This is a genomic window from Streptomyces sp. NPDC016640, from assembly GCF_043076215.1.
Classification (GTDB): domain Bacteria; phylum Actinomycetota; class Actinomycetes; order Streptomycetales; family Streptomycetaceae; genus Streptomyces.
Map to the genome: position 1 here is coordinate 274742 of NZ_JBIBRG010000003.1, position 23340 is coordinate 298081.

The window sequence follows — 23340 nt, forward strand, 5'->3', positions numbered from 1 at the left end:
GGACCTCATCAATACCGGGACGCACCCCGCCTGTCCATACCGACCGGTCGGCACCACCCGGACCGCGCCTCGTCGAAATCTGCCGACTCCCTTCCCTTGCCGGGGAGTTCACCGCTCAATACAAGGGTTGCACCGCACCACCCCCGCATCACCCACCCCCGCATCACCCACGCCCTGTCATCACCCGACACCCCGGGAGCAGCAGCATGTGCGAGGAGCAGCACAGCGGGATCGGACGGCGCGCCGTGTTCCTGACCGGCGCCGCCGCCGCGCTGACGTCGGCGGGCGTGACCTCCGCCGCCGCGGCGGACCGTGACGGCCGGGAGACGAGGACGGTGCGCGGCACCCTCCCGCCGGGCGCCCCCGACTTCGTGTACGTCCCCGTCGAGGTGCCGGCCGGCGTCCGCGAGATCAAGGTCGCCTACACCTACGACAGGCCCTCCGTGCCGGCCGGCACCGCCGGCAACGCCCTCGACATCGGCATCTTCGACGAACGCGGCACCGAGCTGGGCGGCCGGGGCTTCCGCGGCTGGTCGGGCGGGGCGCGCACGGAGTTCTTCCTGCGCGCCGACGACGCCACCCCCGGCTACCTCCCCGGCCCCGTGCGCGAGGGCACCTGGCACATCGTGCTGGGCCCGTACACCGTGGCCCCGCAGGGGCTGTCGTACGAGATCACCGTGACGCTGACCCACGGGGAGCCCGGCGGGACGGTGCGGCCGGTGTACCCGCCGGAGCGGGCCAGGGGGCGGGGGCGGGCCTGGTACCGGGGCGACTGCCATCTGCACTCCTGGTACTCCGACGGCCGCCGCGCCCCCGCCGAGATCGCCGCGCTCGCCCGCGCGGCCGGGCTGGACTTCATCAACAGCTCCGAGCACAACACGCACTCCGCGCACGCCCACTGGGCCGAGGCCGCCGGGGACGACCTGCTGGTGCTGCTGGGCGAGGAGGTCACCACCCGCAACGGGCATGTGGTGGCGCTCGGCACGGACCCCGGCACCTTCGTCGACTGGCGCTACCGCGCCCGCGACGACCGCTTCGGCCGGTTCGCCCGGCAGATCCGCCGCGCCGGGGGCCTGGTCGTCCCGGCCCACCCGCACGCCACCTGCGTCGGCTGCGCCTGGAAGTTCGGCTTCGGCGAGGCGGACGCCGTGGAGGTGTGGAACGGCCCCTGGACGCCCGACGACGAGGTGGCGCTCGCCGACTGGGACGGCATGCTGGTGGCGTCCGTGCGCGAGGGCCGGGGCTGGATCCCGGCGATGGGCAGCAGCGACGCCCACCGCGACCCGGACGTGGTCGGCCGCCCGCAGACCGTGGTCCTCGCCGACGACCTGACCCGGCGGGCGATCCAGGACGGCATCCGCGCGGGGCGTTCCTACGTCGCCGAGTCCGCGGGCGTCTCCCTCGCCTTCACCGCCTCCGGCGGGCGCGGCCACCACGCCGGCATCGGCGAACGGCTGGCGGTGGACCGGGACACCCCGGTCACCGTCCGCCTGGAGGTCGCCGGCGCCCCGCGCTGCACCGTCCGGTTCGTGACCGACCAGGGCGTGCTGCACACCGGCGCCCCGCTGCCGGTGTCCGGGGCGGGGGTGGTGGAGTGGCGCACCACCCCGTCGTACGCCGCCTACGTACGGGCCGAGCTGCGGCACGAGACGGCCGCCGGACCGCTGCCCGGGGCCCTGGCCGCCTTCACCAACCCCGTTTTCCTGGGCCGCCGGTAGGCTCGTCGCACCATGACGTCCCGCGCCGAACGCACGTACCGGGCCGCCACCGTCCTCCGGCGCCGGACCGGCGATCCGCCCCCGCGCCGGCCGCCGTGGCGGCGCTGCCGCGGGCCGGGCCCCGCTGACGGCGCGGGTGGGTCCGGACGGCCGAGGACGAGGACGTGCGGGCTCGGTGGCGGCCCGCCGCCGCCCGTGTGACCGCCGTCTCGCACGGCTGACGCATCCGCCCCGGAGAAGGCAGACTGGCGTGGTTGTCGAGGATGCACAGGGAGACTGCATGGACGGTGTGCCGCGAGTACCGGAGCAGCGGCGTCCCGGCTCCCCGACGGAGCCGCGGGCACTGCGCTTCAGCCTGCTCGGCCCGGTGCGTGCCTGGCGCGACGGCGAACCGGTCGCCACCGGCAGCCCGCAGCAACGCGCCCTGCTCGCCGCCCTGCTGCTGCGCGAGGGCCGTACGGCCACGGCGGCCGAGCTGATCGACGCGCTGTGGGGCGAGGAGCCGCCGTCCCAGGCACTGGCGGCGGTCCGCACCTACGCCTCCCGGCTGCGGAAGGTGCTGGACCCCGGGGTCCTGGTGACCGAGTCCGGCGGGTACGCGGTGCGCGGGCTCGGCGAGGGGGCGCTGGACCTCGCGGCGGCGCAGGAGCTGGCCGCGGAGGCGGAGAAGGCGCGGAACACCGGGGACCTGTGCCACGCCCGCGAGGTGCTGAACCGGGCCCTGGCCCTGTGGGACGGCGAGACGCTGGCCGGGGTGCCCGGGCCGTACGCGGAGGCCCAGCGGGTCCGGCTGGAGGAGTGGCGGGTCCAACTGCTCGAGTCCCGCCTGGACATGGACCTGGAGCAGGGCTGCCACGCGGAGGCGGTCTCGGAGCTGACGGCCCTGACGGCGGCGCATCCGCTGCGGGAGCGGTTGCGCGAACTGCTGATGCTGGCGCTGTACCGCAGCGGACGCCAGGCGGAGGCGCTCGCCGTGTACGCGGACACCCGGCGGCTGCTCGCCGACGAACTGGGCGTGGACCCGCGCCCCGGCCTGCAGGAACTCCAGCAGCGCATCCTGCGGGCCGACCCGGGACTGGCGGAACCCTCGGCGCCGGTGGCCGAACCGGTCGCGGTACCGGTGCGCCCCGCCCAACTCCCGGCTACGGTGCCGGACTTCACGGGCCGCGCGGCCTTCGTGCGCGAGCTGAGCGACGTCCTGGCGTCGGCGTCCGCCGCCGAGGGCCGGGTGATGGCGGTCTCCGCGCTGGCCGGCATCGGCGGCGTCGGCAAGACGACCCTCGCCGTGCACGTCGCCCACGAGGCCCGGTCCGCCTTCCCCGACGGCCAGCTGTACGTCGACCTCCAGGGCGCCGGCGCGCGGGCGGCCGAACCGGAGACGGTCCTGGGCTCCTTCCTGCGCGCCCTGGGCACGGCGGACTCGGCGGTCCCGGACTCCCTGGAGGAGCGGGCGGCGCTGTACCGCTCGCTCCTGGACGGCCGCAAGGTCCTGGTGCTCCTGGACAACGCCCGCGACGCCGCGCAGGTACGCCCGCTGCTCCCCGGGACGGCGGGCTGCGCGGCGCTGGTGACCGCCCGGGTCCGGATGGTGGACCTGGCCGGCGCCCACCTGGTCGACCTCGACGTGATGTCGCCGGACGAGGCGCTGGCGCTGTTCACGAAGATCGTGGGCGAGGAACGGGTGGGATCGGAGCGCGAGGCGGCCCTGGACGTGGTGGCGGCCTGCGGCTTCCTGCCGCTGGCGATCCGCATCGCCGCGTCCCGCCTGGCGGCGCGCCGCACCTGGACGGTCTCGGTCCTGGCCGCCAAGCTGGCGGACGAACGCCGCCGCCTGGACGAACTCCAGGCGGGCGACCTGGCGGTGAAGGCGACGTTCGAGCTGGGCTACGGGCAGCTGGAACCGGCGCAGGCACGCGCCTTCCGCCTGCTCGGCCTGGCCGACGGCCCGGACATCTCCCTGGCGGCGGCGGCCGCCGTACTGGACCTGCCGGCGGAGGACACCGAGGACCTCCTGGAGTCCCTGGTGGACACCTCGCTGCTGGAGTCGGCGGCGCCGGGCCGCTACCGCCTGCACGACCTGGTGCGCCTCTACGCGCGCGCGTGCGCGGAACGGGACGAGCAGCCGCCCGGCGAGCGGGACGGCGCGATGTCGCGGCTGCTCGACTTCTACCTGGCCACGGCGGCCGGGGTGTACGCCATCGAGCGGCCCGGGGACCGGCTGGTGGACGACCTGGAACCCACCGAGTACCCGGGACTGCGCTTCACGGACGGGTCCGCGGCGCTGGACTGGCTGTACAGCGAGGCCTCGCCCCTGCTGGCCTGCGTGCGGCAGGCGGCGGGCACCGGCCGGCTGAGGCGGGCGGTCGACCTGCTCTGGGCGGCCAAGGACCTGACCGAGTCGGGGGCCAACTCGCGCCAGTACGAGACGACGGCCAGGGCCATGTGCGACGCGGCCCGGGACTGCGGCGACGCCCGCGCGGAGGGCAGGGCGCGGACCACCCTCACCAACGTCCTGCTGGTGTACGGCCGTATCCAGCAGGCCGAGGAGGAGGCGCACCGGGCCATGGAGCTGGCGGCCTCCGCGCGGGACGCGACCGCGGTCAGCTGGGCCGCCAACGACCGGGGCCTGATCTGCCTGCACCAGGGCCGCTACGCCGCCGGCGAGTCCTTCTTCAACCAGGCGATCGAGGAACACCGCCTCGCCGGCAACCGGCTCGGCGAGGCCGTCACGCTCGCCAACCTCTCCCGGGCCTACCTGGGTTCGGGCAACGTCTCCACGGCCGTCTCCATCGCCCGGCACAGCCTCGCCGTCCACTCGGAGCTGGGCCGGCCGATGCGGCGCGCCAGCGCGCACTTCGCCCTCGGTCTGGCACTGGCCAAGGCCGGCCGTCACGCCGAGGCGCTGAGCCAGTTCGTCGACGCCCGGGACATCTTCACCGAGCACCGGCAGCGGCTCTGGGTGGGCAACACCCACTTCCGCATGGCCGAGGTGCATCTCGGTGCCGCCCGTCCCGCGCCCGCCGCGCAACACGCCGAGCAGGCCCTTGCGCTGGGCTGTGTCGGTGGCGACAGGATGCGGGGGAACGTGGTGGCCCTCCTCGGCCGGGCCCTGTCCGAACTGGGCCAGGCCGACCGGGCGAAGGCCTGCTGGCAGGAGGCCCTCAGCCTCTACGAACAGTGCGGCGCCGCCGAGGCCGCCGAGGTCCGCGCCCTGCTGAACGGCGCGCCGGCCGCCTGAGGGCGCCGCCTTCCCGCGCCGCGCGCGGGCGTTCAGCATTCGTTTATCGGGGCCCGTCACTCTCGAACCAGTCGGACCGTCGCGTCGGGGGGCAGGCGGTCCAACGGGAGCCGGACCGGTTAGTGTGCGGCTTCGAACGCCCGTCCGGTAGCCCTCGGGGGAGCTACCGGACGGGCCTTTCCGACTCGTCACGACTCACAGGAAGCCACGTCGATGAGCGACACGAAGAAGGACGCGGACGCCACCACCCAGGACAACAGCATGCCCACGCCGCCGGCGGACGGGAAGGTCACGACGCAGGACAACAGCATGCCGAGTGAACCGGCCACGGGCGAGGCCATCACCACGCTGGACAACAGCATGCCCGCCCCGCCCGCCCTGGACCTCGGCGGCAGGTAGCCGTCCTTCCCGCACGGGGATCGGCCGCGGTGGCGCGGAGGGGGAGCCACCGCGGCCGAGGCATGTCCGCACGGCGTCGCCGGTGCCGTGGCCGTCATCGGACGGGCGAGCCTGCCGTCACGGGGCATGCCACTGCCTGGCGGCCGTCGCGTACCCGGCGTAGCGTCTGCGGTGGGGGCGGCGGACCGCCGCTCCCCGCAGCGACGGCCGCCGTCCGACGCCCCTTCCGCGACCCGGCGCGACGGCCGTCCGCGGTGCGCGCCCCGCCGGACGCGGCCCGCGCGGTGTGCGCCGTCCCGGTCCGCGCGGCCTACGCCGTGCGCGCCGTCCCGGTTCCCTTCTCCGCGTCGAGCGCGTAGACGCAGCGGTCCTTGCTGCACGCGTACACCACGCCGTCCCGCACCACCGGGGATCCGGTGATCTCGCCGCCGGTCGCCAGTTTCCATCTCAGGCGGCCGTCGTCGGCCTTCAGCGTGTACAGCAGGTGGTCGCTGGAGCCGAAGTGGATGCGGCCCTCGGCGACCACGGGGGCGCCCACGATGTCGCCGCCCGACTGGAAGCGCCACTTGGGCGTGCCGGTGACCGCGTCCAGGGTGTACAGGCCCCTGCCGCTGCCCACGTGGACGTGGCCGGCGGCGGCCAGCACCGGTTCGACGGAGGCGCGGGACTCGGTGGCGATGCGCCAGCGGTCGCGGCCGTCGGTGGCGTCGAGGGCGTAGACCGTGCCGAGGTAGTCGGCGAGGTAGACGCCGCCGCCGGTGACCGCCGGTCCGGGGACGAAGGCGGGCGGGGCGAGGAAGACCGCCGGGGCCTCGAAGTGCCAGCGGACGTGGCCGCCGGTGACGTCCAGGGCGAGCACGCGGGTGCCGGCACAGACGTAGACGTAGCCGTCGGGGGCGGGGGTGAGACGGATCGGGACGCCGCCGCAGGAGGCCGCGTCGCCGATCGGGTACGACCAGCGCTCGTCGCCGGTGCGGGCGTCCAGGGCGCGCAGCCGGGCGTCCTGCCACACGTAGACGGTGCCGTCGTGGACGGCGGGGCCGGCCTCCGGGGACTCGAAGTCGGTCTGGCAGCCGGTGATCTCCCACAGCTTCCGGCCGGTGGACGCCTCCCAGGCCTGCACGCCGCCGCCGCGCGTGCCGGTGACGACGGTGCCGCGGTCGGCTTTGAGGGAGTAGACCCAGGCGTCCGTGGACAGCCGCCACAGGTCACCGCCCTCGCGGGCGTCCAGGGCGAAGAGGGTGGGTCCGTCGGAGGCGTGGATACGGCCGTCGGCGACCGCCATCGACCAGGCGACGTCCCGGGTCTTGAAACGGCGCCGGCCGGTGGCGACGTCGAGGGCGTGCACCTCGAAGGAGGTGACGTAGACGAGGTCGCCGTCGACGGCCGGGGTGCCCCAGACGTCGTTGGACATGCGGAAGCGCCACGGGCGCCAGCCACCGGGCTGCTCCGGCGGCGCGGCGGGCGCGGCGGGCGCCGGTACGGCCGGGTCGGCGCCGTTGACGCCGGGGCGGGGCTTGGACCAGACGGCGGCCAGGGCGGCTTCCGGCGGGGGTGCCTTGACGGCGGCCGCGCGCGTGTCGGCGACGCGCGGGCCGGGACCGATGGGCACCGCCGCGCCCGCCAGCCGTACGGGGCCGGTGTCGGGGGCGCCCGCCGGCGCGCCCACGGGCGCGGGCATGGGTGCGGGCATGGGCGGGGGCGGCGGCGGGACGACGGGGTCGTGCGGGGGCGGGGGCGGCACCTGCGGGCGGGCGCCGCCGGCGCTGCGGCCCGTGCTCGCGGGCCTGACCGCCGGGCGGCCGCCGCGGCGCGCCTCGATCAGGCCCACGGCCCGCTCGGGCAGCCAGGCCGAGGCCGTACCGCTGTCGTCCGATCCCGAGCCGAAGAGGTGCGGGGCGAGCTGGGCCTGGAGGTCGGCGGGGTTGGGCCGGGCCGTGGCCTCCATCTGCATGCAGGCCTCGATGAGCGGGCGCAGCTCGTCCGGGAGGCCGTCGAGGTCCGGGCCCTCGCGCAGCAGCATGAAGACGGTCTCGACGGGGTTGGCGCCGTGGAAGGGCGGGTGTCCCGTGGCGGCGAAGACCAGCATCGAGCCCAGCGAGAAGACGTCGCTCGCGCCGGTGACGCTGCGGGAGTCCTTGGCCTGCTCGGGGGACATGTAGGCGGGGGTGCCGACGGCGACGTTGGTCATCGTCAGCCGGGTGTTCGACACACCGGAGGCGATACCGAAGTCGATCACCCGGGGGCCGTCCTCGACGACCAGGACGTTGGAGGGCTTCAGGTCGCGGTGGACCAGCCCCGCGCCGTGGATCGACTGGAGCGCCTCCGCGACGCCCGCCGCGAGCCAGCGCACCGCCTGGGCCGGGAGCGGCCCGCACTCGTTCACTATCTCCTCGAGGGAGGGCGCGGGGACGTACGCGGTGGCCAGCCACGGCACGGCGGCGCGCGGATCGGCGTCCACGACGGCCGCCGTGTAGAAGCCGGAGACCGCGCGGGCGGCCTCCACCTCGCGCGTGAAGCGGACCCGGAACAGCTGGTCCTCGGCCAGTTCGGTACGGACGGTCTTGATCGCCACGCGCCGGCCGGACGCCGAACGCGCGAGATAGACCAGCCCCATGCCGCCGGCTCCCAGCCGTCCCAGCACCTCGAACGGCCCGATACGCCGCGGATCGTGCTGCGTCAGCTGATCCACCACTTGCCTGCCACCTCCCCGTACGAGTCGCGCCACCACGTGTGCACGCGACCGAAGTGCAGCGTCTCACCACCGCACCGCCGTGACGCCACGCACCCCGATTCTTCCTGGCCGGGCCCCTGGTTGCGAACCGACCGACAAATAGGGTGTCCAGGTTTACATACGACACAAAGGTCGGACCGGTGGGTCCGGGGCCCTTCGGTGCGCAGGTCCGCGGGTGCCCCGGTGCGCCGGTTCAGCGGCGCAGCAGGCCGAAGGACGCACCCTGATCGTCGGTGACCACGGCCGCGGTGCCGTAGGACGTCCTGAAGGGCGGGACCTGCACCCGGCCGCCGAGCCGGGTCACCTCGCGCGTCCCGGCCCCGGGGTCCTCGACGGCGAAGTGGACGAGGAAGTGCGGCGGCATCTCGGCGGCGAAGACCTCCCGGACCGGTGTGCGGCCGAAGTCGGGGTCGGCGTCCGGACCGAACAGCGCGTCGTGGAAGAGGCCGCCGTAGAAGGTGTTCGCCAACTCGGTGTCCCGGGTGTACAGCTGGACCCAGGCGAAGGTGCCCGGCTCGTGACGGCGGCCGAAGCCGGGGCTCTGCGCGGCCTGCCAGAGGGAGAACACGGCGCCCTCGGGATCGGTGACGAGCGCGGTGGCGCCCAGGTCGCCGAAGGGGGCCGGCGGGGAGACGACGTGCCCGCCGCCCGTGCGGATCCGCCGGCACAGCGCCCCGGCGTCCGGGGTGGCGAAGGACACCGTCCACACCGTGGGCAGCCGGCCGTCCGTCTTGTGTGCGAGGGAGGCGACGGGCTCCCCGTCCTTCAGTGCGAGGACGGTCCCCTGGGGCTGGTCCTCGAAGTCCCACCCGAAGAGCCCGCCGTAGAACCGCTTGCCCGCCTCCACGTCGGGAAGCTGCGCGTCCGCCCAGCAGGGGGTGCCCTCCGGGTGCTGCGATGCCCTGTTTTCGGCCATGCCGCCAAAGTAACCGCGTCGTCCGCACCCCGCAGACCAGGCACGCCAGCCCTCGGGAACCCGCACACCCCATTTGCAGTCGGCCGAATCGCGCTCCGATCGCCCGTCGGTAAGCTGACGGCATGACAGGACAAGTGCGTACCGTCGACGGCCGGGTGGCCGGCCGGCGTGGGCAGGCGACCCGGCAGAAGCTGCTCGACTGCCTCAGCGAGATGCTCGGCTCGTCCCCCTACCGGGATGTCAAGGTCATCGACGTCGCCCGCCGGGCCGGGACTTCGCCGGCCACCTTCTACCAGTACTTCCCGGACGTCGAGGGCGCCGTCCTGGAGCTCGCGGAGCACATGGCCGCCGAGGGCGCCGGGTTGGCCGAGGTGCTGGAGGGCCGCTCCTGGGCCGGGAAGGCCGGCTGGCAGACCGCACAGGAACTCGTCGACGGTTTCCTGGAGTTCTGGCGGAAGAACGACGCCATCCTGCGCGTCGTGGACCTCGGCGCCGCCGAGGGCGATAAACGTTTCTCCAAGATCCGTTCGAAGATCCTGAACTCCGTGAACAGCTCGCTGGCGAACTCCGTCGCCGAGCTGCAGTCCAAGGGGCGGATCGACAAGGACGTGAACCCGGCGGCGATCGCCGGTTCGCTGGTCGCGATGCTCGCGGCGGTGGCCTCGCACCAGAAGGCCGTCTCCTCCTGGGGCGTGAAGCAGGCCGAACTCAAGCCCGGTCTCGCGTTGTTGGTGCACCTGGGGGTCACCGGCCGCAAGCCCGCGAAGTAGCCGCCCGGCGGCACCGCCGCGCGACGGTCCCTCCAAGTCCTGTCATATGGGCGGCGGTCCACCCCGGTGGACCGCCGCCCGTCGCGTGGCACCGGGGCGTGGCAGCCGGCCGGGGCGGGCCCGTACCCACGGCACGGGGAACACCCCACCATCCGGCCGGTGTTGTACCCCGGGGCGAGCCGGACGCGCGCCCCGGACGAACACCGACGCCGATGTCGCAGGAGGTACCCGCGATGGCCCTGACCCGCGAAGAGCGCGAACAGTTCCTGGCCGAACCCCGCATCGCCGCCCTGGCGGTCGACGCGGAGGAGGGCCGCGCCCCGCTCACCGTGCCGATCTGGTACCAGTACGCGCCCGGCGGCGACGTGTGGATCATGACCGGTCTCGACTCCCGCAAGAACCGGCTGATCGGCGCGGCGGGCCGGTTCTCGCTCATGGTCGAGCGGACGGAACCCACCATCCGCTACGTCTCCGTCGAGGGCCCGGTCCTCGGCACCGCCCCGGCCACCCTCGAACAGCTCCGGGAGATCTCCGCCCGCTACCTCCCCGCCGGGAAGGTCGAGGGATACGTCGACTCCGCCTGGAAGAACCACGGCGAGCAGGTCGTCGTGCGCATGCGCCCCGAACGGTGGGTGTCGGCCGACCTCGGGTCGGTGTGAGCGGGCCGGACGCCCGACAATCGGTACATGGAACCCGATCTCCACGAGCTGCTGAGGTCCCTGCGGGTGTGGGACCCGGCGGTCACCGACCTTCCGCCGTTCGAGACGGACACGGCGCCCGCGGAGCCGCTGGCGCTGTTCACCCGGTGGTTCGCCGAGGCGGTGGCGGCCGGACAGGACGAGCCGCACACCATGACGCTGGCCACGGCGGACGCGGAGGGGCTGCCGGACGCACGGATCGTGGTGCTGCACGGCGCGGACGCGGACGGCTGGTCCTTCGCGACCCACGCGCACAGCCGCAAGGGCGGCCAGCTCACCGCCCGGCCGTACGCCGCGCTGGCCTTCTACTGGCCGGTGCTCGGCCGCCAGGTGCGGGTGCGCGGGCCCGTCGCCCCGGCGCCGGAGCGGGAGGCGCAGGCGGACCTGCACGCCCGCTCCACCGGGGCGCTGGCCGCCGCGCTGACCGGCAGGCAGAGCGCCCCCCTCGGCTCGGCCGAGGAGCTGGCCCGGGCCTCGGAGAGCGCCTGGGAGCGGGCGCGGCGGGAGCCGGGGACCCCGGCGCCGTCCTGGACCCTGTACCGGCTGCGGCCGCGGGAGGTGGAGTTCTTCCAGGGCGACGCCCGCCGGCGGCATGTGCGGCTGCGCTACCGGCGCGGGGAACGCGAGTGGGTCAGGGAGTTGCTGTGGCCGTGACCGGGGGCGGGCCGGGCTCCGGGTCGGTCGCGAGGCGGGCGTGCGGACGGGCGTCGCGGAAGGCGTCGCGGCGCCCGGCCGCGAAGACCGCCCCGTGCACGGTCCCCTCGTACCGGAAGCCGCACCGCCCGGCGATCCGGCAGGACGCCTCGTGCCCCGGCGCGTGGCTCGGCCCCAGCCGGTGCAGGCCGAGTCCGGTCAGGGCCCGGCGCGCGGCGAGCAGCAGGGCCCGGGGGGCGACCGCCCGGCCGCGCGCCTCGGAAAGGACCCGGTGGCCGGCCGTGGCGCGCCGCGGTACCGGGTGGATCTCGTCGACGCCGACGTGCCCGAGCGCCGCACCGGTGGCGGCGTCGGCGATCCGGAAGGACGCCCCCGTGCCGTCCGTGTCGCGCAGCGCGCCCCGGCGCAGCGACCGCCGGGCCCCGTCCGGATCCGTGACCGGCCGCAGCGGGGTGTTCCAGCGCCGGAACTCCGGGTCCGTGAGGCCGCGCAGCCACACCTGCGCGCCGGCCCGGGACTCCGGGTCCCAGGGGCGCAGGTGCAGGCCGTGACCGCGGAGTCCGGGGAGGGGCTGGGGCCGGGCGCGCCCGGGTGAGGAGGACATGGGGACATTCGAACCCGCGATCCTCACAGGCGTGATCAATCCGCAACCAATTCCGGTCTTGACCGAGACCCATCAACCAGGGGCGGGATTACGCTCGCGCTCATGGCCGACTCCTCCACATCAGCCCAGCCCACCCCGCCCCACCGGGCGGAACGCCCCGTCTACGTCATCGGCGGCGGCCCGGGCGGGCTCTCCGTCGCCCGCGCCCTGCGCGCCCGGGGGATACGGGCCGTCGTCCTGGAGCGGTCCGACCGGGTGGGGGACTCCTGGCGGCGCCACTACGACCGGCTGCGCCTGCACACCACCCGCCGGCTGTCCGCCCTGCCCGGTCTGCCGATGCCGCGCCGGTTCGGACGGTGGCCGGCCCGCGACGACGTGGTCCGTTACCTGGAGAAGTACGCCGAGCACCACCGCCTGGAGATCGTCACCGGCGTCGAGGTCTCCCGGGTCGAACGCGCCCCGGACGGCACCGGCTGGCTGCTGCACGCCACCGGGGGGCGCGAGCTGACCGGCGCCGCGGTCGTCGTCGCCACCGGCCACAACCACACGCCCCGCGTCCCCGACTGGCCCGGCCGGGACACCTACACCGGTGAGTTCCTGCACGCCTCCGCCTACCGCGACGCCAAGCCCTTCGCCGGCCGGGACGTGCTCGTCGTGGGCGTCGGCAACACCGGCGCCGAGATCGCCGTGGACCTGGTGGAGGGGGGCGCCTCCCGGGTGCGGCTGGCGGTGCGCACCCCTCCGCACATCGTGCGCCGCTCGACCGCGGGCTGGCCGGCGCAGTACTCCGCCGTCCTGGTGCGCCGTCTGCCGGTCGGCCTCGTCAACCGGCTGTGCCGGATCCAGGCGAGGGTCGCGCTGCCGGACCTGTCGGCCCACGGCCTCCCGCGCCCCGGATCCGGCCTCTACAGCCGGGTGCTGGAGGGTGCCATCCCCGTGCAGGACGTCGGCCTCGTCGACGCCGTGCGCAGGGGAGCCGTGGAGATCGTGGCCGCCGTGGAGGGCTTCGAGGACGGCGAGGTCGTCCTGGCCGACGGCGGCCGCGTCGGCCCGGACGCGGTCGTCGCGGCCACCGGCTACGTCCGCGGCCTGGAGCGCCTGGTCGGCCACCTCGGCGTCCTCGACGACCGCGGCAGACCGGCCGTCCACGGCGCCCGCACCCCCGGCGACGCCCCCGGCCTCTACTTCACCGGCTTCACCAACCCCATCAGCGGCAACCTGCGCGAACTGGCCCTGGACGCCGAGAAGATAGCCCGCGCGGTGGCCCGCTCCGGGGCGGAGTTCTCCCGGCTGCCCGGGTGACGGCCCCGCGCGGCGCCCCGCGACGGCCCCACGCGGCGCCCCCCACGGGGCTGACGGACTGCCGGCCTCAGGCGGCCGCGAGTGCCGGTGCGGCCGGCCGGCGGCGGATCACCAGGGCCATCAGGGCCGCCGCCGCGCACAGCGCTCCCGAGGCGTACCAGACGACGTCGTAGGAGCCGAAGGCGTCGCGCGCGGCGCCGCCGAGGAAGGCCACGAGGGCGGCGCCCACCTGGTGGGAGGCGAGGACCCAGCCGAAGACGATCGGGCTGTCGTCGCCGTAGTGTTCGCGGCACAGGGCGAGGGTGGGCGGCACGGTGGCGACCCAGTCCAGGCCGTAGAAGACGATGAAGAAGACCATCGGCGGGTGGACGCCCGGCGCCAGCAGGATGGGCAGGAAGAGCAGCGAGACACCGCGCAGGGCGTAGTAGACGGCGAGCAGGCGGCGGGCGTCGAAGCGGTCGGTGAACCAGCCGGAGGCCACCGTGCCGACGACGTCGAAGACGCCGATGACGGCCAGCAGGGAGGCGGCGGTCGTGACCGGCATGCCGTGGTCGTGGGACGCGGGCACGAAGTGGGTCTGGATCAGGCCGTTGGTCGAGGCGCCGCAGATCGCGAAGGTGCCGGCGAGCAGCCAGAAGGGGCCGGTGCGCACCGCCGACGACAGGACCTCGACCGTGCGCCGGGCGGCGCCCGGGACGGGCGCGGGCTTGGGCACGAACTCCCGCGCGCCGTACGGCTTCAGGCCCACGTCGGCCGGGTGGTCGTGCAGCAGCAGCCAGACGAACGGGACCACCGCGAGGGCGGCGAGCGCCACGGTGACGGCCGCCGGACGCCAGTCGTGCGTGTCGACGATCCAGGACAGCACGGGCAGGAAGATCAGCTGTCCGGAGGCGGACGCGGCGGTGAGGATGCCGGTGACCAGTCCGCGCCGCTCGGTGAACCAGCGGTTGGTGACGGTCGCGGCGAAGGCCAGCGCCATGGAACCGGAGCCGAGGCCCACCAGCAGGCCCCAGCACAGCATCAGCTGCCAGGCCGCGGTCATCCACACGGTCAGGCCCGAGCCGAGCGCGATCACGGTGAGGGCGACCGCGACCACCCGCCGGATGCCGTAGCGGTCCATCAGCGCCGCGGCGAAGGGCGCGGTGAGGCCGTACAGCACGAGGTTCACGGAGACCGCCGCGCCGACGGTGCCGCGGGACCAGCCGAACTCCTCGTGCAGCGGGTCCATGAACAGACCCGGTACGGAACGGAAGGCGGCGGCGCCGATGATCGTCACGAACGTGACGGCGGCGACGGACCACGCGCGGTGGAAGCGGGTGCGGGCCGGCCCGCGGCCGTCCGCGGGCGGTTCCACGGCGGCGGCTGTCTCGCTGGTCTGGGTCACGCCCTCGAGCTTCCGGGGCCGGGGCCCCCTTCATCGAGTGGCCCGGAGGACAGTATTCGTTAGGATCGGGCCATGGATCCGGTCGCGCCCACGCCCCCGTCCGCCGGTTTCCGGCCCCATCGCGTCGTCGTCCTCGCCCTGGACGGGCTGCTCCCCTTCGAACTGGGCATCCCGCACCGCATTTTCGGCCGCCCCCGGGACGGGCGGGGGCGGCGCCTGTACGAGGTGGTCACCTGTTCGGTCCGGCCGCCCGGACCGGTCGAGACCGACGCCGACTTCGCCGTCCACGTCGCCCACGGCCCGGAGGCCCTCGCCACCGCGGACACGGTGATCGTCCCCGCCTCCTACGAGCTCGGCCCGGTCTACGAGCGCGGCGAGCTGACCGACGACCTGGCCGCCGCCCTCGCCTTCGTCCGCCCCGGCACCCGGCTCGCCTCCATCTGCACCGGCGTGTACGTCCTCGCCGCCGCCGGTCGCCTCGACGGCCGCCCCGCGACCACCCACTGGGCCGACGCCGAGCGTCTGCAGCGGCTCTTCCCCCGGGTGGACGTCGACCCGGACGTGCTGTTCGTCGACGACGGCGACATCCTGACCTCCGCGGGCGTCGCGGCGGGCATCGACCTGTGCCTGCACATGGTGCGGCGCGACCACGGGGCCGCCGTCGCCAACGAGGTGGCCCGGCGCACGGTGGTGCCGCCGCACCGGGACGGCGGGCAGGCGCAGTACATCCGGCGACCGGTGCCCGATCCGCAGCAGGCGTCCACGGGCGGTGCCCGCGCCTGGGCACTGGGCCGGCTGCACGAACCGATCCAGCTGCGCGACATGGCCGCGCGGGAGGCGATGTCGGTACGCACCTTCACGCGCCGCTTCCGGGAGGAGTCGGGTGTCAGCCCTGGGCAGTGGCTGACGCAGCAGCGGGTGGAGCGGGCCCGGCACCTGCTGGAGTCCACCGACCTGTCCGTGGACCAGGTGGCCCGCGACGCCGGCTTCGGCACGGCCCAGTCGATGCGGCAGCACCTCCAGGCGGCGCTGGGGGTGACACCGACGGCGTACCGGCGGACCTTCCGGGAGCGGGCGGCGGCGGCCCGGCACCCCCGCGCCGACCGCGCCCCGAACCGCGCGACGGCCGGACCCCGAGTTCCGTGACCGCCGCACCCCGAGCCCCGCGGGCCGTGCCCGACCGCGCGGTCCGCCCCAGGTCGTCCACACGCTGTGGACAGACCGGGGTGCCGCGCGGGCCCACCGGTGGCGGTGCGGCGCCGACCGCCCCGAGCACGGCAGCGCCGCACCGCCCTTCCGGTTTCGGCGCTCCCGCCCGGGTTGCCCTCGGCCCTGAGGGAACCGACGCCGAATCACGACCCACACTCGCCGAGGACTCCCGTCGTCGAGCCCTCGCCGTCCCCTCGCGGCGAATCGTTGACGAACAGCGTGATCAAACAGTCACGGCGAGTCAACACCGGTTCGGGTGAGATTGCGGAGAGTGGGGCATATGCCCTGTTCGTCGGCACCGCGCACGGAAGCACACCCGGCGCATCGACGCATGCGCGGCCCCGCACGACCGGCCGGCCGTGCACCCCCTGCACCGGCGGGGCGCGGGGGACCGCGCGATCAACGGCGACCGACCCGCGCGCTCACACCACTTCGTACGCCAGCCCGTCGTACACCGTCGTGCCGCCGTCGCAGGCCGCCCGCGCGATCTTGGATGTGCGCGCGCAGCGGTCCAGTTCGCACCAGATGCGCTTGCCGGCTCCCTCGGAGCTCCAGCCCCAGCGGTCCGCCAGACCGTCGACCAGGGCGAGCCCGCGTCCGCCGGTCGCCTCGCCGTCCACGCAGCGCGGCACCGGCGCCCGGTCGCTGCGGTCGGCCACCTCCAGGCGCACGGTGACCTCCTCGGCCGCCTCCGTCCCCGCGCCCGGCAGGGACATCCGCAGCACGGCCGGACAGCCGGTGTGCACCACCGCGTTGGTGACGAGCTCCGAGACCAGCAGGACCAGCGTCTCGGCGAGCGGTTCGTCGGCCCCTATGCCGGACACGGCCAGGCGCGAGCGGACCCACCGCCGGGCCCGTCCCACCTCAGCGGGGTCGGGCCGGATCTCCAGCTGCACTTGAAGCACCTGCACCGCTCACACCATCCGAACCGGCGGACACTTGGGCTCGCGCCTCACGAGGGCCACGATCGTAGCCATTTTCTGCATGGCCGGAACAGCGGCCGGGACAGGAGTCACGGAACGTGAATTCCCTGCGGGAAAGCATGGTTGACGTACAGTCACGCCAACAAGCGCTTCGGGCATATTCCAGCGCGAAGAAGTGCCTGTGCGGCATACTGTGCGGCGCCCGCGCCGGGAAGTCGCACAGCCGACGGCATCCTGCCTGGTCACACGGCAAGCGACCGCGGACACCAGCGGATACGGAGTCGTCTCGGGGACGACTCCGCCGCAGTGCGCGCACCTGACGACTCGCATCCCGCACAAGGTACCGGAGGGGACGCCCGACTCCGGGCCGTGACGAGCCGCGCACAGGACACGAGCTGGTATCGACGCACCGTGATCATGGAAATGCCACAATGCGCGACCGGAGAGCCGTTCCGGAGCGGTCATTACCGGGCGGTCACTACGGAACGGCCATTCGGGAACGGCCATTCGGGAACGCCTATTCAGGGACGGTCATTCGGGGACGGTCATTCGGGGACGGTGAAGTAGCGGGCGAAGGCCCGCACGATCTCTTCCTCGCCGATCCTGCCGTCGCCGTCGGTGTCCAGCGAGGCGGCGGCCGCTCGGGCGGTGTCCCCGGGGACACCGAGCGCCCCGAGGACGCGGGCGGCGTCCTCGACCGTGGTCGTGTCGTCGGCACCGTCGCCGGCGACGGCGACCGCCGCGTGCAGGAAGGGGCGGGCGATCTCGGCGAACCGCTCCGGGTTGTCCCGCAGCCGCTTGAGCGCGCCGTTCACGAACTCCTCGCGCGTGATGCGCTGGTCGCCGTCCCGGTCCGCGATCCCCGCCATGCCCTGCCAGAACGCCTCGGCGCCGATGTACAGGGCCTGGCCCCGGTCGGAGCGGGCCGCGGTGCCGAACTCGGCGAGCAGGGCCTTGGCCGCTGCGCTGAAGTCCTCGCGGTCGATGTAGCCGTTGCCGTCCTGGTCGAAGGTGGCGAACCGGGCCGCGATCCTGCGCTCGTACTCGCTGGTGACCATGTCTTCTCGGGCCGCCTTAGGTCAGTGGGTCGTCTCGCTGGGAGCGTACGTGGTGCCGCGCCGCGCGGGGCGCGGAAGCGGCGCTTGTGCCAGGACCGGGGGAATTCCGGGACAAACGTGTGGCCCGTGAGGGGCGGGCGGCCCCTCACGCCGACAGGGGGCTGGAGTCCTCGCCGACCGCGGCCGTCACGTCCGGGTGTATCTCGAAGAGCCGGCGGACGCCGAGGGCGCCGAGCACCTTGTTGACGTGGCTGCCGTCGGCGGCTCCCCGCGCGGGGAGGATCAGCCGCAGGCTGCCCTGGCAGGAGCGCAGCAGCCGGCGCGCGGCGATGAGCACGCCGACCCCGCTGGAATCGCAGAACCACACGCCGGAGAGGTCGAGGACGAGGCGGTGCCCGCCCTCGGCCACCACGTCGTGCACCCGCTGGCGCAGCACCGGGGACGTCACCAGGTCGAGCTCGCCCGACACCTGGAGCACGGTCCATCCGCCGTGCTCTCGGTCGGTCACTGTGAAGGTCACCACCACGCCCTTCGCTCACCGAAACGGAAGCAGTGCCTACGCTTCCTTGCAGCGCGGCTGCCCACCGGCCGTTCCCTGAAACACGGCCCGAGAAACGGTTACCGACCGGAAAGGGCTTGTTTTAGTCGCCCTCGATCTAATTCGATCCAATTCGATCGGTTCCGATCGGCGTGCGGGTGGGTAGACCGGGTCCGGACGGCGTCCGACGTGCGCGGGTGGCCCTTTACCACCCGCGGCCCGGCCGGGGGCGCACATTGCCGCAAAGGGGCGTGCGTCGTGGTACGTGCCGACTACATTCGTGGGGTCGTCGGCCACCCGCCGGACCCGGACGGGCGGCCGGCCCGGGGCCTGGGGGACGAACAGGGGGTGAGGGGCCGCATGGCGCACAGGGACGTACCGGCCCGCTGGGACCGCAAGATGCAGCAGCGGCTCGCGCGGGGTGAGGCGGCCGCCCTCGGCGAGCTCTACGACCGGTTCGCCTCCCTCGTGCACGGCCTCGCCCAGCGGGTCGTCGACGACGAGCACGCGGCCGACGCCATCACCCGCGACGTCTTCGCGCACGTCTGGGAGCACCCGGACGCCTACGACCCCCGGCAGGGCGCGCTGCGCACCTGGCTCGCCGTGCTGACCAACCGGCTGGCCGTGCAGCGGCTGCGCACCACCGGGACGGCGGCCCTGGCGCGGGGCGGCCCCGGCACCGCGGAGGACCTCGAGCACAGGGCGCGCCACGCCTCGGTGGCCGCCCGCGCCGACTACATCGTCCAGGCGATGCCCGTGCCGCTGCGGGCCGCCCTGGAGCTGGCGTACTTCACGCGCCGGGACTACCACCAGACCGCCCGCGACCTGGGCGTCACCGACGACGAGGCCCGGCGCCGGCTCCGGCTGGGCCTGCAGTTGCTGGCCACCGCCCACGACACCGAGGCCCCGGACACCCCGCCCCGCGTCGGGGGTGCCGCATGAGCGGCCGCCCGCGCGAGCCGCACCAGGACGGCGTCCGGACGCACGACGGCCGCCCCGGACCCCACGACGGCCACGGGACGGCCGGGGAGCGCCACGGGCGCACGGCCACGGACACGCACCCCGCAAACGGGCCGGACGCCACGCCTCTCGTGCTGGAGCACCACGTGCTGAAGTCGCTGCTGGGCGCCTGGGCCCTGGCCGCCTGCGGGCCGGCGGAGGCGGAGGCCGTCGAGGAGCACCTCGGCGCCTGCGGACCCTGCGCGGACGAGGCGCTGCGGCTGCGCGAGGCGGTCGGTCTGCTCCGGCGGCCCGAGACCCTGGACCTGGACCCCGGCCTGCGCGCCCGCGTCCTGGGGACCTGCCTGAAGCGGCGCCCGCCGCGCATCCCCGTGCCGGAGTGGGCCGCCGCCTACGACGCCGAGACCGCCCGGCTGGACGCGCTGCTCCAGGACTTCGGCGACTCCGAGTGGCACGCGCCGGTGCGGCTGCGCTGGTACGAGGCCGACACGGCGAGCACCCGCCGGACCACGGTCGCCGGGGTCATCGCGCACCTGATGACGGTGGACGGGCTGGTCGCGGTCGCCCTCGGCCTCGACGACCCGCTCGGCGACGTGGCCCCCGCCCGGCCCACCCCGTGGGACCGCACCGAGGCGTACTGGCGGGCCGCCCACTCCCCGCCCACCCGCTCCGTGCGCACGCCCTGGCGGGAGCAGAGCCACGACCTGGTGCGGACCGTGTCCTTCACCAGCGGCACCGGGCGGCTGCCGGTGTCCTACGGCGACTGGGAACTGCCGCTGCGTGACGCCATGCTGGACCGGGCCTTCGAGTGCTGGGTGCACGCGGAGGACATCGCCGAGGCGGTGGACTACCCCTACGAGCCGCCCACCGGGCGGCACCTGCACGGCATCGTCGAGCTGGCCGCGCGCATGCTCCCGGCCGTGCTGGAGCACCGCCGGCTGCACGGGCTGGCCTCCCCCGTGGAGCGGCACCTGGTCCCCGCCGGCGCACCGGGGCGCAGCCTGCGGCTGGAGATCGAGGGATCCGGCGGAGGGGAGTGGCTGATCCCGCTGGACTCCCCCGCCGCGACGGGGTCCGAGGAGCACGAGGTGGCCCATGTGGCGCTGGACGGCGCGGAGTTCTGCCGGCTGGCCGCGGGCCATGTGCCGCCGATGGAGGCGGCCGCCGGCCAGGAGGGTGACCGCGAGGCGATCAGGGACGTCCTGCTGGCGGCGGCGAGCATGAGCCGGCTGTAGGGCGGCTGCGCGCGGGACGCCGGAGCGTCCACGGTGCGGGGCCCGCCGCGGGTGACCGGTGGTCGCCCGCGGACGCCCACGGGACGGGGCCCCGGCTTCTCAGGCGAAGACCACCGTCCGCCGCCCGTTCAGTAGGATCCTCCGCTCGGCGTGCCACTTGACCGCCCGCGCCAGCGCCTGGCACTCCACGTCGCGGCCGATGGCGACGAGCTGGTCGGGGGTGACGTCGTGGCCCACCCGCTCGACCTCCTGCTCGATGATCGGGCCCTCGTCGAGGTCGGCGGTCACGTAGTGCGCGGTGGCACCGATGAGCTTCACTCCGCGCGCGTGCGCCTGGTGGTAGGGCTTCGCGCCCTTGAAGCTCGGCAGGAAGGAGTGGTGGATGTTGATGATCCGCCCGGAGAGCCGCTTGCACAGGTCGTCGGAGAGGACCTGCATGTAACGGGCGAGGACGACGAGTTCCACCTCCTCCTCGCGCACGATCTCCAGCAGCTTCGCCTCGGCCTCCGGCTTGCTGTCCCTGGTCACCGGGATGTGGTGGAAGGGGATGTTGTACGAAGCCACCAACTCGGCGAAGTCGGTGTGATTGGACACCACGCCGGCGATCTCCACGGGCAGCGCGCCGATCCGCGCGCGGAAGAGCAGGTCGTTCAGGCAGTGCCCGAACCTGCTGACCATGAGCAGGATGCGCATCTTCTCGTCGGCCCGGTTGATCTGCCAGTCCATGTGGAAGGCGTCACCGATCGCCGCGAAGCTCGCCCGCAGCTTCTCGACGGTCACCGGGGCGTCCGCCGAGAAGTGGACGCGCATGAAGAACAGTCCCGTGTCGTGGTCGCCGAACTGCTGGCTGTCCTCGATGTTGCAGCCGGTCATGAACAGATAGCTCGACACGGCGTGCACGATGCCCTGCTTGTCCGGGCAGGACAGGGTGAGGACGTACTGTTCGGCCGGGACCGCGGCTCGGGTGGACTGCTCGCTCATGCTGAAAAGGGTCGCACACGCGGGGTCACGGCCGGCCGGCCGTTCCGCTAGGCGGACCGCGTCAGGATCTGCAACACCTCGAGGGTGCTCGGCGGGGCGTCGGGGTCGTCGCCGTCGCTCGCCGCCATCCGCACGTGCGCGTCCCGGGCGGCGCGCACCGCGTCCGGCCACCCGTCGCTCTCGAGATAGGCGGTCACCGGGGCGTCGGGGCCGACCTGGTGCATGATCCGCAGCACGCGCAGCACCGCGGTGTCGACGAGCGCCGCCTCCTGGGAGTCACGGAAGATCGTGCCGACGTACTTCTCGGCGGACCAGTTGTCCAGCCAGGTGTCCTCGACGAGCCGGTAGACGGCGTCGGTCACGTCACCGTAACCGGGCACCCCCGCCAGCCAGACGTCCCGCTGGAAGGCGGGATCGGAGAGCATGTGCAGCGCGGAGCGCACATTGCTGCGCCAGCGCCACCACGGCATGTCGTTGAGTGGCATGCCGCCCATGGTGAAGGAGCGACGGCCGCGACGGGAAGAGTTCTCCGAACCTTGCACGGTCGTCGATCGTACGTTTCCGCGTCCCGCCGGTCACACCGGGCCCCGTAATTCACCTCCACGCCACCGGTCATTGGCCGAGGGTCACACCGGGATTGACCATGTGACGGAATCGTGCGTGAGCATGACCGGCAGGCGACAGACCCGCAGCACGTTTCTCCTCCGCCTCCTCACCCGGCAGGTCAGAGCCGGCGCCCTGACCACGGGCGCGCTGGTCGCGTGCGCGTCGCTCGCGGCCGGCTGCGGTGTCGTCCCCGGTACCACGGGGGGTTCCGGGGACGGCGCCATCACGGTGATGACGTGGGCGCCCCAGGACACCGAGGCCACCAACAAGCCCGGGATGCCCGCGTTCGCCCAGGCCTACGCCCGCTGGGTCAACTCCCGGGGCGGCGTCAACGGCCGCCGCCTCAACGTGCTGACCTGCAACGACCGGAACGACCCCGTGGCCGCCGCACGGTGCGCCCGGCGCGCGGTGCAGGAGGACGCCGTCGCGGTCGTCGGCTCCTACAGCCAGTACACGGACTCCTTCATGCCCACCCTGGAGGGCGCCGGCATCCCGTACATCGGCGGCTACGGCATCACCAACGACGAGTTCACCAGCCCGCTGTCCTACCCCGTCAACGGCGGCCAGCCGGCGCTGCTGGCGGGTCTCGGCCGCGCCCTCGCCGACACCTGCGGCCCGGTCACCCTGGTCCGGCCCGACACCATCGCGGGCGACCAGCTGCCGCCGCTGCTCGACTCGGGCCTGCGGGCGGGCGGGCACGCGCTCTCCGGTGACCAGCGCGCGGCGGAGGACGCCACCTCCTACGACGGACAGGCCCGGCAGGCCCTGGAGCGCGCCACCGCCGACCCGGCCGCGCGGGGCTGCGTGGTGCCCACCCTCGGCGACCGCACGAACACCTTCATGGACTCCTTCCGGCGGGCTCGCGCCGACTACCCCGAGGTGCGGACCGCGACCGTGCTGGGCAGCGTCGACCAGTCGACGATCAACGCGGCCGGCGGGGCGTCCGGCCCCTACGAGGGGGCGTACGTCACCGGCTGGTACCCGGCGGCGAGCGACGCGCGCTGGGACCCGATGAAGAAGGTGATCAGGAAGGAGGCGTTCGGTGACAACCGGATCGACCCCGCCGACGCCGGGGTGCAGACCACCTGGATCGCCTACACCGTGTTCCAGCAGGTCGTGGAGTCGCTCGGCGACGGCGAGGTGAGCGCCGACACCGTGAGCGAGGCGCTGGACGGCGGGCTGGAGGTCGGCACGGGCGGGCTCACGCCCACCCTGCGGTGGAAGTTCCAGGACGAACTCGCCGCCGTCGGCTTCCCCCGGCTGGTCAACGCGAACATGACCCTGCAGGTGGTCGAGGACGGGCGGCTGGTGGCGGCCCGCAAGGGCTTCACCGACGTGACGAAGACGCTGCGGGAGGCGGACCTGGCCTGATCCGCCCGGCCCGGCGGCCGGGCGGGGCGGATCGGCCGGTCG

General features: G+C 74.5%; 20 protein-coding genes. 11 read left to right on the forward strand and 9 right to left on the reverse strand.

The window, feature by feature from the left end; translation table 11 throughout:
- Positions 1–206: 206 nt before the first annotated feature.
- From ACF07S_RS08125 to ACF07S_RS08135, 3 genes are all read left to right on the forward strand, one after another.
- Positions 207–1718 carry a CehA/McbA family metallohydrolase gene (locus ACF07S_RS08125; protein WP_391973718.1) on the forward strand — a complete coding sequence of 504 codons (1512 nt, stop codon included), beginning with the start codon at positions 207–209 and terminating at the stop codon, positions 1716–1718.
- A 280-nt stretch (positions 1719–1998) separates the two neighbouring features.
- Positions 1999–4956 carry a BTAD domain-containing putative transcriptional regulator gene (locus ACF07S_RS08130; protein ID WP_391973719.1) on the forward strand — a complete coding sequence of 986 codons (2958 nt, stop codon included), beginning with the start codon at positions 1999–2001 and terminating at the stop codon, positions 4954–4956.
- 213 nt (positions 4957–5169) lie between these two features.
- On the forward strand, positions 5170–5355 hold the full coding sequence (locus ACF07S_RS08135) for a hypothetical protein (protein WP_391963718.1): 186 nt from the start codon (positions 5170–5172) through the stop codon (positions 5353–5355).
- A gap of 310 nt (positions 5356–5665) precedes the next feature.
- On the opposite strand, the gene ACF07S_RS08140 is transcribed toward ACF07S_RS08135, so the two are convergent.
- Positions 5666–8050, reverse strand: a complete 2385-nt coding sequence (locus tag ACF07S_RS08140) for a PQQ-binding-like beta-propeller repeat protein (RefSeq protein WP_391973720.1) — start codon at positions 8048–8050, stop codon at positions 5666–5668.
- 232 nt (positions 8051–8282) lie between these two features.
- Complete coding sequence (locus ACF07S_RS08145; protein WP_391973721.1) at positions 8283–9005, reverse strand: VOC family protein; 723 nt, start codon at positions 9003–9005, stop codon at positions 8283–8285.
- 134 nt (positions 9006–9139) lie between these two features.
- Here ACF07S_RS08145 and ACF07S_RS08150 point away from each other — a divergent pair, with 134 nt between their 5' ends.
- The 3 genes from ACF07S_RS08150 to ACF07S_RS08160 all read left to right on the forward strand — a co-directional run bounded on the left by ACF07S_RS08150 (position 9140) and on the right by ACF07S_RS08160 (position 11127).
- Entirely contained in the window at positions 9140–9775 is a 636-nt protein-coding gene (locus ACF07S_RS08150) for a TetR family transcriptional regulator (RefSeq protein WP_391963939.1), read from the forward strand.
- 233 nt (positions 9776–10008) lie between these two features.
- Positions 10009–10434 (forward strand): pyridoxamine 5'-phosphate oxidase family protein, encoded by a 426-nt coding sequence (locus ACF07S_RS08155; protein ID WP_391963940.1) that lies wholly within the window; start codon positions 10009–10011, stop codon positions 10432–10434.
- Positions 10435–10461: 27 nt separating this feature from the next.
- A complete protein-coding gene (locus ACF07S_RS08160; protein WP_391973722.1) occupies positions 10462–11127 on the forward strand; it encodes a pyridoxal 5'-phosphate synthase in 666 nt (221 codons plus the stop codon).
- Here ACF07S_RS08160 and ACF07S_RS08165 read toward each other — a convergent pair.
- Positions 11105–11731, reverse strand: a complete 627-nt coding sequence (locus ACF07S_RS08165) for a GNAT family N-acetyltransferase (RefSeq protein WP_391973723.1) — start codon at positions 11729–11731, stop codon at positions 11105–11107. The genes ACF07S_RS08160 and ACF07S_RS08165 overlap by 23 nt on opposite strands.
- Before the next feature lie 102 nt (positions 11732–11833).
- On the opposite strand from ACF07S_RS08165, the gene ACF07S_RS08170 reads away from it, so the two are divergent.
- The gene (locus ACF07S_RS08170) at positions 11834–13033 is read left to right on the forward strand and encodes a flavin-containing monooxygenase (protein WP_391973724.1); all 1200 of its coding nucleotides are present in this window, start codon (positions 11834–11836) and stop codon (positions 13031–13033) included.
- 67 nt (positions 13034–13100) lie between these two features.
- Here ACF07S_RS08170 and ACF07S_RS08175 read toward each other — a convergent pair whose 3' ends face one another.
- A complete protein-coding gene (locus ACF07S_RS08175) occupies positions 13101–14417 on the reverse strand; it encodes an MFS transporter (protein ID WP_391963723.1) in 1317 nt (438 codons plus the stop codon).
- 72 nt (positions 14418–14489) lie between these two features.
- On the opposite strand from ACF07S_RS08175, the gene ACF07S_RS08180 reads away from it, so the two are divergent.
- Positions 14490–15563 (forward strand): GlxA family transcriptional regulator, encoded by a 1074-nt coding sequence (locus ACF07S_RS08180; protein ID WP_391973725.1) that lies wholly within the window; start codon positions 14490–14492, stop codon positions 15561–15563.
- A gap of 485 nt (positions 15564–16048) precedes the next feature.
- Here ACF07S_RS08180 and ACF07S_RS08185 read toward each other — a convergent pair whose 3' ends face one another.
- The 3 genes from ACF07S_RS08185 to ACF07S_RS08195 all read right to left on the reverse strand — a co-directional run bounded on the left by ACF07S_RS08185 (position 16049) and on the right by ACF07S_RS08195 (position 18133).
- Positions 16049–16522, reverse strand: coding sequence for an ATP-binding protein (locus ACF07S_RS08185; protein ID WP_391973815.1), 474 nt, complete (start codon positions 16520–16522; stop codon positions 16049–16051).
- 572 nt (positions 16523–17094) lie between these two features.
- Positions 17095–17607, reverse strand: coding sequence for an EF-hand domain-containing protein (locus ACF07S_RS08190; RefSeq protein ID WP_391963725.1), 513 nt, complete (start codon positions 17605–17607; stop codon positions 17095–17097).
- A 145-nt stretch (positions 17608–17752) separates the two neighbouring features.
- The gene (locus ACF07S_RS08195) at positions 17753–18133 is read right to left on the reverse strand and encodes an STAS domain-containing protein (RefSeq protein WP_391963726.1); all 381 of its coding nucleotides are present in this window, start codon (positions 18131–18133) and stop codon (positions 17753–17755) included.
- Between the two features lie 372 nt (positions 18134–18505).
- Between ACF07S_RS08195 and ACF07S_RS08200 the strand changes: the two genes are divergently transcribed.
- Complete coding sequence (locus ACF07S_RS08200) at positions 18506–19087, forward strand: sigma-70 family RNA polymerase sigma factor (protein WP_391963727.1); 582 nt, start codon at positions 18506–18508, stop codon at positions 19085–19087.
- Entirely contained in the window at positions 19084–20340 is a 1257-nt protein-coding gene (locus tag ACF07S_RS08205) for an MDMPI N domain containing protein (RefSeq protein WP_391973726.1), read from the forward strand. The genes ACF07S_RS08200 and ACF07S_RS08205 overlap by 4 nt, the downstream gene beginning before the upstream one ends.
- Before the next feature lie 99 nt (positions 20341–20439).
- Here the strand turns inward: ACF07S_RS08205 and purU are convergent, their stop codons facing one another.
- Both purU and ACF07S_RS08215 read right to left on the reverse strand, forming a co-directional pair.
- Positions 20440–21321 (reverse strand): formyltetrahydrofolate deformylase, encoded by an 882-nt coding sequence (gene purU / locus ACF07S_RS08210; RefSeq protein WP_391963729.1) that lies wholly within the window; start codon positions 21319–21321, stop codon positions 20440–20442.
- Between the two features lie 47 nt (positions 21322–21368).
- On the reverse strand, positions 21369–21815 hold the full coding sequence (locus ACF07S_RS08215; RefSeq protein WP_391963730.1) for a hypothetical protein: 447 nt from the start codon (positions 21813–21815) through the stop codon (positions 21369–21371).
- Between the two features lie 172 nt (positions 21816–21987).
- Here ACF07S_RS08215 and ACF07S_RS08220 point away from each other — a divergent pair, with 172 nt between their 5' ends.
- On the forward strand, positions 21988–23298 hold the full coding sequence (locus tag ACF07S_RS08220; protein ID WP_391963731.1) for an ABC transporter substrate-binding protein: 1311 nt from the start codon (positions 21988–21990) through the stop codon (positions 23296–23298).
- Positions 23299–23340: the final 42 nt, after the last annotated feature.